Below are 14,975 nucleotides of genomic sequence, written 5' to 3'. Positions count from 1 at the left end.
AATGTAATAATGTAAAAATTAAAGAATTGAAGTATTATGAATACGAAGATATATAAAACACTGTTCGCTGGAGTAGTAGCCGTATCGCTGACTGCTTGTAACGACAGCTTCCTGGAGGTAGAGAATCCAACCGGTGAGCCTCTGGAGGAATATTACATGACCGACGAGCACCTGAGCGAGGCTTGCACATCGGCCTACGCACCACTGCACTGGCCCGACTGGGACGGAACAGCCTATAACGACCTGACTTGCGACGCCGAGATTATGGGCGACGACTTCTGGGTTGGTGGTTCGAGCATCAGCGACAACCAGCACTGGCACAAGCTGTTCAACTTTGAGGGCGACGGCAACAACACCCTGGGTACTCTTTGGGGCGACTTCTACAGCGGTATCAAGCGTTGTAACGACGTGATTAAGTACTGCTCATGGGGTGGCGGCAACGAAAAGAACCGCACATCGTACGAGATGCAGGCCCGTCTGCTCCGCGTGTACTATTATAATATTCTGTGGCACTACTACGGCAACGTTCCTTTCTATCTTGAGAACCTGAGCGAGCCTTACACAGCCCCACAGATTACTGCTGATGAGATTTATGCACAGCTGCTGCCTGAGCTCGAGGCCATCATCGCTTCGAACGTGCTGCCTATGCGTTGGGATGCAGCCAACGAGGGTCGCGTATCACAGGCTATGGCCTACATGCTGTATGCCGAGATGGTGATGTACCAGAACGACGCAGCCCGCTATCCTACTGCTCTTACTTACATGAAGCAGATTATCGGCGACAGCAACTACTCGCTGAATCCCGACTTCAAGGATCTGTTCTCAGAGAACGGTGAGATGTGCTCAGAGAGCATTTTTGAGATTACTTACGACGACGATAACGCCCAGCGCGACTGGGGCACACCACTGCATGCAGGTGGTACCGTATTCCCTACACTCTGCTCGCCTAACGGTTGGGCTGGTGGCGAAGGCTGGGACAGCGGTAACGACGGTTGGGGATTCCTGCCCATGCGCTTAGAGGCCTACAATATGTATGCCGATAACGACAAGCGTCGCGATGTTACCTGCTGGGACGTTCGTGGCTACACCTATACCGAGCGTTATCAGGACACTCACATCTGGCACGGTAAGTATCGTCCACAGAGTGCCAACAATCAGGACTGTCCTACATCAAAGAACCTGAACTACAATAACAACAAGCGCATCTACCGCTATGCCGAGACCCTGCTGAATGCAGCCGAGCTGCTGTTGCAGACAGGTGGCAGCGCAACCGAGGCCACTGGTTATGTTAACGAGGTTCGTACACGTGCAGGTCTTGCTAACCTGAACAGCGTTACTATCGACGACGTACTGAATGAGCGTCACCTGGAGTTCTGCGGTGAGGGCAAGCGTTACTTCGACCTGGTTCGTGCCGAGGGTATCAGCGGTGCCACCGAAAAGGCCAGCCTGAAGCTGGTTCCCGACACCTACGGCTATCGTACTAACACCTGGAGTGCCAGCAAGAAGCACATTCCTCTGTCACAGAGCGAGCTTGATGCCGACCCAACACTGGTGCAGAACAACTATTAATATTAAACATTAATGATTAAACATTAAAAAGATTATGAAGAATCTGATTAAATATACAATGGGTGCGCTGGCAGCAGGTGTGATGATGACCGCCTGCTCGCCCGAAAAATTCGACGGCGCCGACCCCAATGGTATTCCATCGGTAAGCGGTGTTGATTTCAGCATCAGCGTCGATCAGGAAACCAACCAGATGATTGCCAACTACACCCCACAGCCAGGCACATACCCCATCTGGATTATCAACGGCAACACCTACTCTACACTGCAGGAGGTGGGATTCCAGAATCCTGAGGCCGGCACCTATACTATCGACATGAAATTGGGCAACCGCAATGGTTTCAGTCAGGGTGTCATCAGCAAGACATTCACTTTCAACGAGACTAAGATTGACTACTCTGCCGATTTCCGTCGTATCTGCGACAAGGAGTGGCGTATAGCCAACAAGGAGCAGGGACACCTGGGCTGCGGCCCTGCCGGAACAGCTGCCACCGAATGGTGGAGTGCTGCTCCCAACGATAAGAAGGACTTTGGTGTTTACGACGACCGCATCACCTTTACAGCCACCACACGCAAGGGCGGTAGCTATACCTACAATGCTGGTGCCGACGGTAACACCTATGTGAATAAGGGCGTAACCAAATGGAACACCCAGAACGACAATGCCGACGTAGATGTAGCTGTGGGCAACCAGACATCAAGCTGGAGCTTCGAGATCTACGACTGGGAGGATGCCGAGGGCAACGTGACCAAGCAGACCTACATCCAGCTGGCCGACAACACCGCATTCCCCTACATCTCGAGCGACGCTCAGTACGAGAATCCTAAGTTCCGTATCGAGACCCTCACAGCCACCAAGCTGGTGCTGGTTTACGACGCTCCTGATCGCGGTATTGCATGGCGCTACATCCTGACAAGCGCTCCTGATGAGCGCCTCGTTGAGGAGCAGGGATTCGATGCCAACAGCGACTTCAACCTCTGGAAGGGCATCACTCCTAACGCCACATTCTACTTCAACCCAGGTTGGGGCACAGAGCGCACTGGCGAGATGGAAGCTGGCTACACTGGTGGAAACAACGACTACACCGTGACAGTTCCCGATGCTTGCTCAGACCGCTGGCAGGCTCAGTTCCACCTCCACACCGACCTGAATCTGAAGGCTGGAACCAACTACGACTTCTCTGTTATCTTCAATGCTGATAAGGATATCGACGGTGTGACTGTTAAGCTCACCGACGAGGCAGATGCCGATGCTATCATCGATGTAGCCGACGTGAACCTCAAGGCTGGTCAGGATATCGTATTCTGGCAGAGCGACATAGCAGGTAAGGACCTTTCTAAGGTAAAGTTGGTATTCGACTTCGGTCATGCTACCGGTGCTACCAAGATCAACGTAAGCAACGTGGTTATCAAGGATCACGCTAACGACGATGGCACCATCGTTTCAGGTGGTGGCGAAGAGGGCGAGAAGCCTGTGATGGATTGGAACTATGAGAGCGGCGCCAACCTTTGGAAGGCTGTTGACGATGGTACAGTAGCCAGCGAGTTCGCTTACTGGTTTGCTGATGACAGCTGGACACAGATTACAAGCCCAGTATGTACACACAGCGGCGACACTTACGAGCTCACCATGCCTGATGGTATCGGTGGCAGCCAGTGGCAGGGCCAGTTCCATATCGACACCAAGCTTACAGCAAGTGCATCAAAGGCCTATAATTTCTACTGTGTATTAGAGGCCGACAACGACTGCGCTGGTGTTACCTTCAAGCTCACCGATGGTGGCGACAGCAACTTCCTGCTCGAAGAGCGCATCCCTGTTAAGGCCGACGAGCCACTCATCGTGAAGCGCGAGGGCCTGACACTGAAGGATGGTGCTGATGCCGACCAGCTGCGCATGTTCTTCGACTTTGGTGGTACACCTGCTGGCACTCACGTGAAGATCAGCAAGATCTATCTCGAAGAGGCTGTAGTTCTGAACTACGACGATGCCAGCAACCTGTGGAAGGGTGTTGACGATGGTTCAGTAAAGAGCACATTCGCCTACTGGTTCGCCAACGACGCTTGGACAGAGCTGGCCAACCAGCCTGTAGCTACTCGCAACGGCGACACTGTTGAGCTCACTCTTCCAGAAGGAATGGGTGGCAGCCAGTGGCAGGGTCAGTTCCACATTGATACTGAGCTGACAGCTAAGGCCAACAAGGAGTATCACTTCCAGGTGGTAGTAACTGCTGATGCCGACTGCCCAGGCGTAACTATCAAGCTCACCGACAGTGGCGATAGCAACTTCTTCTGCGAGGGTCGTCACGACATCAAGGCCGACGAGCCTTACACATTCACATTGAAGAATGCTACATTGAAGGAGGGTACTGATGCATCGGCTCTCCGCCTGTTCTTCGACTTCGGAGGATCAACACCTGGTACAAAGGTGAAGATTAGTAAGATTGTCTTTAAAGAGGCATAATAAATAAAAAAATTGAATAATTAATGAAACGTTACATGTTTAACACTCTATTGCTCGCGCTCACCGCAGTCTTTACTGGCTGCGGTGGGGGTGGCGATGATCCACAGCCCGCTGCTCCAACGATCACCGTATCGCAGGAGAGCATCAATGCACCTGCCGAAGGAGGCAGCTACACAATTAACGTTACCACCACTGGAAAAGAGTGGGGTGTTTATGCCGATGGCGACTTCGTGAAGGCCACGGCTCAGTATGCTAACAATGCGGTGGCTGTGACCATCGACGAGAACCCTAATACCACGGAGCGTACAGGTAACGTCGTCATTATGTCGGGTACTGCCCGTAAGAACATCACAGTGACTCAGGCCGCTGCTGCAAAGCCTGCCTACAACGCCCCCGATGGCTACACACTGGTTTGGCAGGACGAGTTCGAGACAGGCTCGGAACTGAATGCTGCCGACTGGAAGCACGAGGTGCAGAACGCCGGATGGGTGAACCACGAGTTGCAGAACTACGTGAACCACAAAACACCCGATGGTGCGCTGGTAACACAGGTTAAGAACGGCACCCTGCGCATTACAGCCCTGAAGGAGAACGGCAAGATATACTCTGGTCGTGTGTATGCCCACGTAAAGGAGGGCTGGACCTACGGCTATATCGAGGCCAGCATCAAACTGCCAAAAGGCAAGGGCACATGGCCTGCCTTCTGGATGATGCCTGTAAACTTCAAGTCATGGCCTGCCGATGGCGAGATTGATATCATGGAGGAGGTAGGCTACCACCCCAACTACGTATCGTCGAGCCTGCATGCCAATGCCCATGTACACTCTAACAACACACAGGTAACCCACGAGATGAAGTGCGATGGTGCCGAGGGCGAGTTCCACACCTACGCCATCCTGTGGACAGCCAAGAACATCACCACCTATGTGGATGGTAAGGTTCAGCTGAGCTACGACAACCGCGGACTGGGTCGCGACGACTGGCCATACGATGATCCGTTCTACGTGATCTTCAACCTGGCTTGGGGCGGCGACTGGGGTGGCGCTCAAGGCGTTGACGAGAGTGCATTGCCAGCCACCATGGAAGTAGATTACGTGCGTGTATTCCAGAAGAAATAAATGAAACCAAAATTAATACTCTCTATTTTGTTGACGATTGCCTGGGCTGGCCCTGTGCTGGCCCAGCAATATCAACAACTCACCGATGTACCAACGGTGTATATCGAGACGGAGAACGGTCAGAACATCACCAGTAAGGAAGAGTACATCATGTGTACTTTTACGATGGTGGATGGCACCGACACGCTGCGCCTTGAGAACACCCAGATAAGAGGACGAGGCAACTCATCGTGGTGGAATTCTGACAAGAAACCCTACCGAGTTAAGTTCGACAAAAAGCAAACACTGTTAGGTGAGGACTTTGCGAAAGCCAAAAGTTGGACCTTGCTGGCCAATCACGGCGACAAGACCATGATTCGCAATGCCCTGACTTATCAACTCGGACGTTTCATCGGCATGAAGTTCTGTCCAGCTGCCAAGTTCATCGATCTTTATCTTAATGGCAAATACCGCGGAACCTACCAGATTAGCGACCAGGTGCAGGTGCACAAAAAGCGCGTTGAGGTAGATGAGGACAACGGTTGGCTGCTGGAGGTGGCCAACGAGAACTCGCGCGAGGAGCCCTACATCACATCCACCCGCTACGGCATCATGTACAACATCAAGAATCCTGATGACGAGCTGCTCACCATGGATAAGCGCATCGCCATCGGACAGTGGCTGGAGGCATTCGAGAAAGCAGTGGCCAGCGACGACTACTGCGACCCCGAGAAAGGTTATCGCGCCTATATCGATGAGACCGATTTTATTAACTGGTACGTAGGCGCTGAGCTCACGGGCAACATCGATGCACTGTACAGCATCTACATGTACAAGGAGGCCGACGAACAGAAGATGCACTTCGGACCGCTGTGGGACCTTGACTTGGGCTACGACAATAGTTCGGAAAAGAGTCTGCTGCGACAGATGGAGGCCTATTTAGGCTTGTGGAACCGTCCATTCGAAAAAATTCTGCAGCGCCTGTGGCTCGACCCTTGGTTTGCCAAGGCTTGCAACGACCGCCTGAACGCGCTGGTAGAAGCCGGACTGCAGCAGCACCTGATAGCATCTATCGACAGTTTGCGTGGTGCCATCTGGCAGACACAGGCTCAGAATTTCAAGGTGTGGCCCATCAACCAGCAGGTGTACGACTGGGAGAAGCACAGCTACCACAACGACTACGATGGCTACATCAGCGATCTGAAGGCGTTTGTGAACACTCATATCCCCTATCTGCAGGAGGCCTTCGCCCAGAAGTTGAGTGCCACCGGTATTACACCTGCCAAGACAACAGAAAAGAACAGCAGCACCCTCTACGACCTGCAGGGCCGAAAGGTGCAGCAACCCAATAAAAAAGGAATATACATCCAGAACAGACAAATCATAACAAAACAATGAAGAAAGCATTCGTTTATCTCTTTGCGCTCCTGCTGATGGCCTGCAACGTGGGCAAGCAGAATAATGCCAATGGGTTCGTCACCATCAACGGTCACGACCTCATCAAGCCCAACGGTGAGAAACTCCTGATTCAGGGCACAAACCTGGGCAACTGGTTGAACCCCGAGGGTTACATGTTCGGTTTCGGACGTACCAACTCGGCGTGGATGATCGACCTGATGATGAAGGAGGCCGTGGGTCCCGACGCCACTGCCGAGTTCTGGCAGCAGTTCAAGGATAACTACGTGACACGTAAGGATATCGACTTCATTGCCAATCAGGGTGCCAACACCATTCGTCTGCCTTTCAACTACAAGCTGTTCTGCGACGAGGATTACATGGGACAGACAGGCAAGAAGGATGGCTACGCACGCATCGACTCGGTCATCACCTGGTGCAAGGCCAACAACCTGTATCTGATTCTGGATATGCACGACTGTCCAGGTGGACAGACGGGCGACAATATCGACGACGGACACGGTTACCCCTGGTTGTTCGAAAGTGAGAAGTGCCAACAGCAGTTCTGCAATATCTGGCGCGAGATAGCCTATCGCTATCGCAGCGAGACCACCATCCTGGGCTACGAACTGATGAACGAGCCCATCGCCCACTATTTCGAGAACCGCGACTCGCTCTATCAGCTGCTTCAGCCTGTATATAAGAAGGCAGTAGAGGCCATCCGACAGGTAGATAAAAACCACATCATCCTGCTGGGCGGTGCCCACTGGAACAGTTTCTTCTGGATGCTGAACGACAGCACCTACGACGATAAGCTGATGTACACCTGCCACCGTTACGGCGGTCCTGCCACCAAAGAGGCCATCACCCACTACATCAATTTCCGCGACTCCATCAACCGTCCGATGTATATGGGCGAGTTCGGTCACAACACCATGGAGTGGCAGCGCGACTTTGTGAAGGTGCTGAAGGAGAACAACATCGGTTACACCTTCTGGCCTTATAAAAAGGTAGATGAGTCGTGCATGATGGGCATCAAGCGCCCCGAGGGTTGGGATAGCATCGTGGTGAAATATGCCGAGACATCACGCAACACCTATCAAGAATGGCGCGAGGCACGCCCCAATCAGGCTCAGTTCCGCCAGCTGCTCAAGCAGTTTGCCGAGAACTGTCGCATCGAGAACTGCAAACCACAGGCGGAGTATATCCAAAGCATGGGGATGAGAAGGTGAGAAAATGAACAATAAAACTAATTATAGAATGAAGAAATTTATCATGTCAGCACTACTGATTGGCGCTACTGCAGCGGCACAGGCTCAAAGCATACCTGTGTATCTCGACGAAAGTAAACCCATCGAGCAGCGCATCGACGACGCACTCAGTCGAATGACACTCGAGGAGAAGATTGCCGTGATTCACGCGCAGTCAAAGTTTTCAAGCCCTGGTGTAAAACGTCTGGGATTCCCCGACCTGTGGACCGACGACGGTCCTCACGGTGTGCGCCCCGATGTACTGTGGGACGAGTGGGAACAGGCCGGTCAGACCAACGACTCATGCGTGGCCTTCCCTGCCCTCACCTGTCTGGCTGCCACCTGGAATCCCCAGTTGGCCCGCATGTATGGCGAGAATCTGGCCGAAGAAGCACTCTATCGCAACAAGAGCGTGATGCTGGGCCCTGGCGTGAATATCTATCGCACCCCACTGGGCGGTCGTAACTTCGAATATATGGGCGAAGACCCCTGGTTGGCCTCACGCATGGTGGTGCCCTACGTACAGGGACTGCAGTCGAAAGGTGTAGCAGCCTGCGTGAAGCACTATGCCCTGAACAACGACGAGGAGTATCGTCATCAGGTAAACGTGATTGTGAGCGACCGTGCACTGCACGAGATTTATCTGCCTGCCTTCAAGGCTGCTGTGCAGGAGGGTGGTGCCTGGAGCATCATGGGTGCCTACAACCTGTATCAGAACCAGCACAACTGTCATAACGCCACCATGCTGAACAAAATCCTGAAGAAGGACTGGGGTTTCGACGGCGTAGTGATTAGCGACTGGGGCGGCTGCCACGATACCGAGGAGGCTATCAAGAACGGACTCGACCTGGAGTTCGGCTCATGGACCAACGGTCTGAGCGAGGGCACCTCAAACGCCTATGACAACTACTATCTGGCAGTGCCATACAAGAAGCTCATCCAGGAGGGAAAATATACCACCAAGGAGCTCGACGAGAAGGTGCGCCGCGTGCTGCGCTTGTTCTATCGCACCACGATGAACCGCCACAAACCCTATGGATTCCTGTGCAGCGAGAGTCACTATCAGACTGCGCTCAAGATTGCTCAGGAGGGTATTGTACTGCTGAAAAATGATAAAATTAAAGAATTAAAAAATGAACCCCTTTTGCCGCTCAACCTGCAGAAGATGAAGCGCATCCTCGTAGTGGGCGAGAATGCCATCAAGATGATGACTGTGGGTGGTGGTTCTTCGTCGCTCAAGGCCCAGAAGGAGATTCTGCCTCTCGACGGCATCAAGGCCCGTTTTGCTGATGCCGAGGTGGATTACGTTCGCGGTTACATGGGCGATACTGTTCAGAGCTATAACGGTGTGAAAGTGGGACGTTCGCTCTACGAAACCCGCTCGCAGGCCGAGCTCACTGCCGAGGCTGTTGAGAAGGCCAAGCAGGCCGATGCCGTGATTTTTATTGGTGGACTGAACAAGAGCGACTATCAGGATTGCGAGGGTCACGACCGCAAGAGTTACGATCTGCCTTACGCCCAGAACGAGGTGATTGAGGCCATCCTGAAGGTAAACCCACGCTTGGTTTATGTAAACATATCGGGTAACGCTGCTGCCCTGCCCTGGATTAACAAGGTGCCCGCTGTGGTACAGGCCTGGTTTATCGGCTCCGAGGCTGGCGAGGCCATCGCCTCGGTACTGGCTGGCGACGCAAACCCATCAGGCAAGCTGCCATTCACCTGGTACGCATCGCTCGGTCAGTGCGGCGCCCATGCCACAGGCAGCTACCCCGGCAACTGGCGCGAGGATTATAAGATTATCGATGAGGAGTACAAGGAGGGTATCTACGTAGGCTACCGCTATACCGATGCCAATAAGCTCAAGCCCCTCTTCGCATTCGGTCACGGTTTAAGCTACACCACCTTTAAGTTAGGCAAGGTAACCACTAACACCCAGGAGATAACACCCAGCACCAAGCTCACCTTCACCGTGCCAGTAACCAATACCGGCAAGGTGGCTGGTAGCGAAACAGTTCAGCTGTACATCGCCGCCAAGCAGAGCAAGGTTGATCGCCCAGTAAAGGAGCTCAAGGCCTTCCAGAAGGTATATCTGCAGCCAGGCGAAACCCGCAACGTAACACTTACCATCGGTGCCGATGCCGTAAGCTATTACGATGAGACTGCCAACAGCTGGTGTGCCGAGCCAAGCACTTACGAGGCCCTGATTGGAACAGCCTCGGATAAGCTCCCAACCAAGTACACATTCAAACTGAAGTAGATTCATGCGTTATTTTAAATATTTAGGTACACATATAGTTGATATTAGTTAGTAATTAGTAGTTCCAAAATGATTGTTTACCAGGATTAACACAAAAGGAGCCGGCAGCAATGCTGGCTCCTTTAATAATTAACAAACACATCAATTATCAAATAAAAGAGGGATTCAATACTCTCACAGTATCAAATCCCCCACGCAAACTTCAATAAATCGCTTTTTGCGATTTTCAAACAACCAAAAAAAGAATTGTTTGATTTAACGATTATCGGATGAACAGCAGTTCTCTGTACTTAGGCAGTGGCCACAGCGCATCGTCGACAATCAGTTCGAGCTTATCGATCTGATAGCGAATCTCATCGAGCTTTGGCTCTACCTTATCATGATAAGCGATAGCCTTCTCATGCTCGTCCTCGATCTTGTTGGCCAGCTTGCGAGCGTTAACCAACTCCTCAACACCCTTCTCGATGGCAGATGTGCGCTCGGCAATCTCCTCGATAATCTTCAGGTTACGGGCGTTCAGCTTCTCGGCTTTGTCAACGGGGAATACAGCCACCATATTCTCTACATTCTTCAGCAGCTGGCTCTGATAGCTGGTAGCCACTGGAATGATGTGGTTCATGCTCAGGTCGCCCAGTACGCGAGCCTCAATCTGAATCTTCTTGGTGTAGGTCTCCCACTTCACCTCGTTACGTGCCTCAAGCTCCTTCTTGGTCATTACACCCAGGCTCTCAAACATCTTAACGCTGGCGTCGTCGAGGTAACGCTCAAAGATTTTTGGACAGCTCTTCTCAACGTCCAGACCGCGTTTCTCGGCCTCGATAACCCACTCGTCTGAGTAGCCGTTACCATCAAAGCGGATAGGCTTACAGGTCTTGATATCCTCGCGGAGCACGTCGATGATAGCGTGGAACTTAGCGCTGTGCTCAGTACCAGCCAACTTCTTCTCGAACTCAGGAATGCGAGCATCAACACGCTTCTTGAAGTCAACCAGAGCCTCGGCTACGGCACTGTTCAGGGCAATCATAGCGCTGGCACAGTTAGCCTCACTACCTACGGCACGGAACTCAAAGCGGTTACCGGTAAAGGCGAATGGTGATGTACGGTTACGGTCGGTGTTATCGATGAGCAGCTCAGGAATCTCGGGGATATCCATCTTCAGTCCCTGCTTGCCAGCCATAGCGAGGAAGTCCTTATCGGCAGTCTCGATGTGGTCGAGCAGCTCAGAAACCTGCTTACCGAGGAACGAAGATACGATGGCTGGGGGAGCCTCGTTAGCACCCAGACGGTGAGCGTTGGTAGCACTCATGATGCTGGCCTTGAGCAGGCCGTTGTGCTTGTAAACACCCATCAGGGTCTCAACAATAAAGGTAGCAAAGCGCAGGTTGGCCTCGGGAGTCTTACCAGGAGCGTGCAGCAGTACTCCATTGTCGGTGCTCAAGCTCCAGTTGTTGTGCTTACCCGAACCGTTAATGCCAGCGAATGGCTTTTCGTGCAGCAGCACGCGGAAACCGTGCTTACGGGCTACACGCTTCATAACCGACATCAGCAGCATATTGTGGTCAACAGCCAGGTTAGTTTCTTCAAAGATTGGTGCCAGCTCAAACTGGTTTGGTGCCACCTCGTTATGACGGGTTTTGCAAGGAACACCGAGTTCCAAAGCCTGAATCTCAAGGTCGCGCATGAAAGCAGCCACACGCTCGGGGATTGAACCAAAGTAGTGGTCGTCCATCTGCTGGTTCTTGGCACTATCGTGTCCCATCAGGGTACGACCGGTAAGCAGCAGGTCGGGGCGTGCAGCATACAGTCCCTCATCTACCAGGAAGTACTCCTGTTCCCATCCGAGGTTTGAGGTTACTTTCTTTACTGCGGGATCAAAGTAATGGCAAACATCAGTAGCAGCCACGTTGACTGCATGAAGAGCGCGCAGCAGAGGAGCCTTATAGTCAAGGGCCTCGCCGCTATAACTGATAAATACTGTGGGGATACAAAGTGTATCGTCTATAATAAATACTGGAGATGTGGGATCCCATGCAGAATAACCACGTGCCTCGAATGTAGAACGGATGCCACCAGAGGGGAATGAAGAAGCATCAGGCTCCTGCTGAACGAGCAGCTTTCCGCTGAACTCTTCAACCATACCGCCCTTGCCATCATGCTCGATAAACGAGTCGTGCTTCTCGGCAGTACCTTCGGTCAGGGGTTGGAACCAGTGAGTATAGTGAGTTACGCCATTCTCGGTAGCCCACTGCTTGATACCAGCAGCTACAGCGTCGGCAACAGTACGATCCAAACGTGCGCCATTATCAATCACGTCGACCATTTTCTCGTACACGTCCTTTGGCAGGTACTTGTACATTTTCTCACGATTAAAGACCTTCTTGCCAAAATACTCGCAAGGTCTCTCACTTGGTGCTTTTACGTCGAGTGGCTTCTTCTTAAAAGCCTCGCCGACAACCTGAAATCTTAATGCTTCCATAATTACTGTTTATGTTGTTATACAATTTGCTTACACTTTGCTATGATTTCGATGCAAAGGTACTACAAATTGAAAGTAAATTACCTATTTTATCGACACTTTTTATCTTGTTTTTATCTCGAAATTACAAATTGTAAGTTCTGTATATGTATTTTCTTACAGATTGTAATCAAAATGCAGGATTTAGCTAATACCTTTATAAAGCTATTTCGCCATCACACACAAACTCGGCCGGACCAGTCATGTACACGTGGTTGTCCTGTTCGCTCCACTCGATGGTAAGCGTGCCGCCATCCATCACAATCTGCGATGTGCGACTGGCCTTACCTGTAAGTGCGGCGGCCACAGCGGTGGCGCAGGCGCCTGTACCGCAAGCCTGGGTGATACCACTGCCACGCTCCCACACACGGGTACGGATGCCGCCGTCAGCCTCTACACGGGCAAACTCGATGTTACATCTTTGTGGGAATGCAGGGTGATATTCGAGTGCGGGGCCTGCTTCGCCAACCTCATCCACATCATCGGTAAATATCACGTAGTGGGGATTGCCCATCGATACAAATGTGCCATGACCAGGGTTACGCGATGGCAGGAACTGCGACTCGTTTTCAAGTACAGGCTCGCCCATATCTACGGTAACACTCTCTACAATACCATCGGTTACGTGCAGACTGAGCACCTTTACACCCGAAAGGGTGAGCAGACGGATCTCGGTCAGGTCGGTCATACCGCGCTCGTAAAGGTACTTACCTATACAGCGACTGGCATTACCGCACATCATGGCCTCGCTACCGTCGGCATTAAAAATGCGCATGGTAAAATCAGCTTCGGGAACGGTAGATTTGCCAATGAGTACCAGTCCGTCGGAACCAATGCCCTTGTGGCGGTGGCTCCACTTAATGGAGGCCGCCTCAGGGTCGGGTATATTGTACTGCGTGGTGTCAACGTAGATGTAGTCGTTACCACAGCCGTGCATCTTGGTGAAATGGATCTTGCTCATGCTAATTTTTACATTTTTGCATTTTTACATTTTTGCACTTAAAAAGCCGTTCACCTTCTGGGCTGTCTGGCGGCCGCTGGCCATAGCGCGCACTACAAGAGAGGCGCCATTGGCCGCATCGCCACAAACAAACACATTATTACCATAAGCGGGATGCTCTGGCTTCAAGAATCCCATGGCCAACAATACCAGTTCAGCTTTTATAATCTCGGGCTTGCCCTTCTCAACCATGATGGGGCGACCGCCTTCGGGATTTGGTTTCCAATCTATCTCCTGTACTTTTACGCCGGTAAGCTTACCGTCCTTACCTAGGAACTCCAGGGTATTGATGTTCCAACGGCGGGTGCAGCCCTCCTCATGACTTGATGTAGTCTTCAGGGTGCGAGGCCATTCGGGCCAAGGGTTCTGTGGGTCTTCGGGCCCCTCAACGGGCTTAGGCATAATCTCAATCTGGGTAACGCTCTTACAACCCTGACGATGGGCTGTACCAATGCAGTCGCTACCTGTATCACCACCACCTATTACCAGCACGTCCTTGCCTTTGGCTGTTACGCGCTCGTCCTTACTGAACTCCATGCCTGCCAGCACGCGGTTCTGCTGCGACAGCATGTCGAGAGCAAAGTGTACGCCCTTGAGTTCGCGGCCAGGGGCTTTCAGATCGCGGGCTGTTGGAGTACCGGTTGAGATAACTACGGCGTCGAACTCCTTGGCAAAGGCGTCGTTCACCTCTACAGCCTGACCGTACTTAAACTCGATACCCTCCTGCTCCAGCAGGGCGATACGACGGTCGATAACGGCCTTGTTCAACTTAAAGTTAGGGATACCGTAGCGCAGCAATCCGCCTGCAGCTTCGTTTTTCTCAAACACGGTAACGGTATATCCCATGTGGTTCAGGTCGTTGGCAGCAGCCAGTCCGGCAGGGCCGGCACCAATCACAGCCACCTTCTTACCGTTGCGAACGATGTCGGTCTTAGGCTGGATAAAGCCCTCCTGAAATGCCATCTCGGTGATGGCAGCCTCGTCCTCACGGTTGGTGGTTGGCTCGTGGTTAAAGCGGTTCAGCACGCAAGCCTTCTCGCACAGTGCAGGACAGATACGACCTGTGAACTCGGGGAAGGGGTTGGTGGTGTTCAGCAACTGATAGGCCAACTCAAAGTCGCCTTTGTACAGGGCGTCGTTCCACTCGGGTGCTTTGTTGCCCAGCGGACAGGCCCAGTGGCAGAAGGGCACGCCGCAATCCATACAGCGGCTGGCCTGCAGTTTGCGTTCGCGAGTGCTGAGCGTCTGCTCTACCTCGCCAAAATCGTGGATTCTATCGTGAATCGGACGGTAACCCGCCTCCTGGCGGTGTATCTCTAAAAATGCTTTTGGATTTCCCATTGTGTAAAATTTAAAAATTTAAGAATTTAAAAATTTAAAAATGAAATGCGACAACTTTTACATTATTACATTTTCTCGCTCGGCTTTGCCGCT

At 52.1% G+C, this 14,975-nt stretch carries 9 protein-coding genes; 6 read left to right on the top strand and 3 right to left on the bottom strand.

Annotated features, from left to right (window positions below):
- Positions 1-36 precede the first annotated feature (36 nt).
- Genes T499_RS0102305 through T499_RS0102280 form a run of 6 tightly spaced genes read left to right on the top strand, consistent with a single transcriptional unit; the run spans position 37 to position 10,026 of the window.
- Positions 37-1,569 carry a RagB/SusD family nutrient uptake outer membrane protein gene (locus T499_RS0102305; protein WP_033149589.1) on the top strand — a complete coding sequence of 511 codons (1,533 nt, stop codon included), beginning with the start codon at positions 37-39 and terminating at the stop codon, positions 1,567-1,569.
- Positions 1,570-1,603: 34 nt separating this feature from the next.
- The gene (locus T499_RS13995) at positions 1,604-4,027 is read left to right on the top strand and encodes a hypothetical protein (RefSeq protein WP_052173304.1); all 2,424 of its coding nucleotides are present in this window, start codon (positions 1,604-1,606) and stop codon (positions 4,025-4,027) included.
- 23 nt (positions 4,028-4,050) lie between these two features.
- A complete protein-coding gene (locus T499_RS0102295) occupies positions 4,051-5,145 on the top strand; it encodes a family 16 glycosylhydrolase (RefSeq protein WP_033149588.1) in 1,095 nt (364 codons plus the stop codon).
- Positions 5,146-6,522 (top strand): CotH kinase family protein, encoded by a 1,377-nt coding sequence (locus tag T499_RS0102290; protein ID WP_084162857.1) that lies wholly within the window; start codon positions 5,146-5,148, stop codon positions 6,520-6,522.
- Positions 6,519-7,751 carry a glycoside hydrolase family 5 protein gene (locus T499_RS0102285; protein WP_033149586.1) on the top strand — a complete coding sequence of 411 codons (1,233 nt, stop codon included), beginning with the start codon at positions 6,519-6,521 and terminating at the stop codon, positions 7,749-7,751. Before T499_RS0102290 ends, T499_RS0102285 begins: the two co-directional genes overlap by 4 nt.
- Positions 7,752-7,779: 28 nt before the next feature.
- Positions 7,780-10,026 carry a glycoside hydrolase family 3 C-terminal domain-containing protein gene (locus T499_RS0102280; protein ID WP_033149585.1) on the top strand — a complete coding sequence of 749 codons (2,247 nt, stop codon included), beginning with the start codon at positions 7,780-7,782 and terminating at the stop codon, positions 10,024-10,026.
- Between the two features lie 262 nt (positions 10,027-10,288).
- Here the strand turns inward: T499_RS0102280 and T499_RS0102275 are convergent, their stop codons facing one another.
- The 3 genes from T499_RS0102275 to T499_RS0102265 form a co-directional block, all read right to left on the bottom strand.
- Positions 10,289-12,502 carry a glutamine synthetase III family protein gene (locus tag T499_RS0102275; RefSeq protein WP_013063918.1) on the bottom strand — a complete coding sequence of 738 codons (2,214 nt, stop codon included), beginning with the start codon at positions 12,500-12,502 and terminating at the stop codon, positions 10,289-10,291.
- Positions 12,503-12,698: 196 nt separating this feature from the next.
- On the bottom strand, positions 12,699-13,502 hold the full coding sequence (gene dapF, locus T499_RS0102270; RefSeq protein WP_033149584.1) for a diaminopimelate epimerase: 804 nt from the start codon (positions 13,500-13,502) through the stop codon (positions 12,699-12,701).
- Between the two features lie 24 nt (positions 13,503-13,526).
- Complete coding sequence (locus T499_RS0102265; RefSeq protein WP_033149583.1) at positions 13,527-14,882, bottom strand: glutamate synthase subunit beta; 1,356 nt, start codon at positions 14,880-14,882, stop codon at positions 13,527-13,529.
- Positions 14,883-14,975 lie beyond the last annotated feature (93 nt).

It is taken from the genome of Prevotella sp. RM4 (genome assembly GCF_000701965.1).
Classification (GTDB): Bacteria; Bacteroidota; Bacteroidia; order Bacteroidales; family Bacteroidaceae; genus Prevotella; species Prevotella ruminicola.
This window is presented reverse-complemented; position numbering and strand designations above follow the sequence as displayed.

Bases quoted from the DNA above. Each gene is read 5' to 3' on its own strand.
- T499_RS0102305 (WP_033149589.1), top strand. From the start codon at position 37: ATGAATACGAAGATATATAAAACACTGTTCGCTGGAGTAGTAGCCGTA.
- T499_RS13995 (WP_052173304.1), top strand. From the start codon at position 1,604: ATGAAGAATCTGATTAAATATACAATGGGTGCGCTGGCAGCAGGTGTG.
- T499_RS0102295 (WP_033149588.1), top strand. From the start codon at position 4,051: ATGAAACGTTACATGTTTAACACTCTATTGCTCGCGCTCACCGCAGTC.
- T499_RS0102290 (WP_084162857.1), top strand. From the start codon at position 5,146: ATGAAACCAAAATTAATACTCTCTATTTTGTTGACGATTGCCTGGGCT.
- T499_RS0102285 (WP_033149586.1), top strand. From the start codon at position 6,519: ATGAAGAAAGCATTCGTTTATCTCTTTGCGCTCCTGCTGATGGCCTGC.
- T499_RS0102280 (WP_033149585.1), top strand. From the start codon at position 7,780: ATGAAGAAATTTATCATGTCAGCACTACTGATTGGCGCTACTGCAGCG.
- T499_RS0102275 (WP_013063918.1), bottom strand. From the start codon at position 12,502: ATGGAAGCATTAAGATTTCAGGTTGTCGGCGAGGCTTTTAAGAAGAAG.
- dapF (WP_033149584.1), bottom strand. From the start codon at position 13,502: ATGAGCAAGATCCATTTCACCAAGATGCACGGCTGTGGTAACGACTAC.
- T499_RS0102265 (WP_033149583.1), bottom strand. From the start codon at position 14,882: ATGGGAAATCCAAAAGCATTTTTAGAGATACACCGCCAGGAGGCGGGT.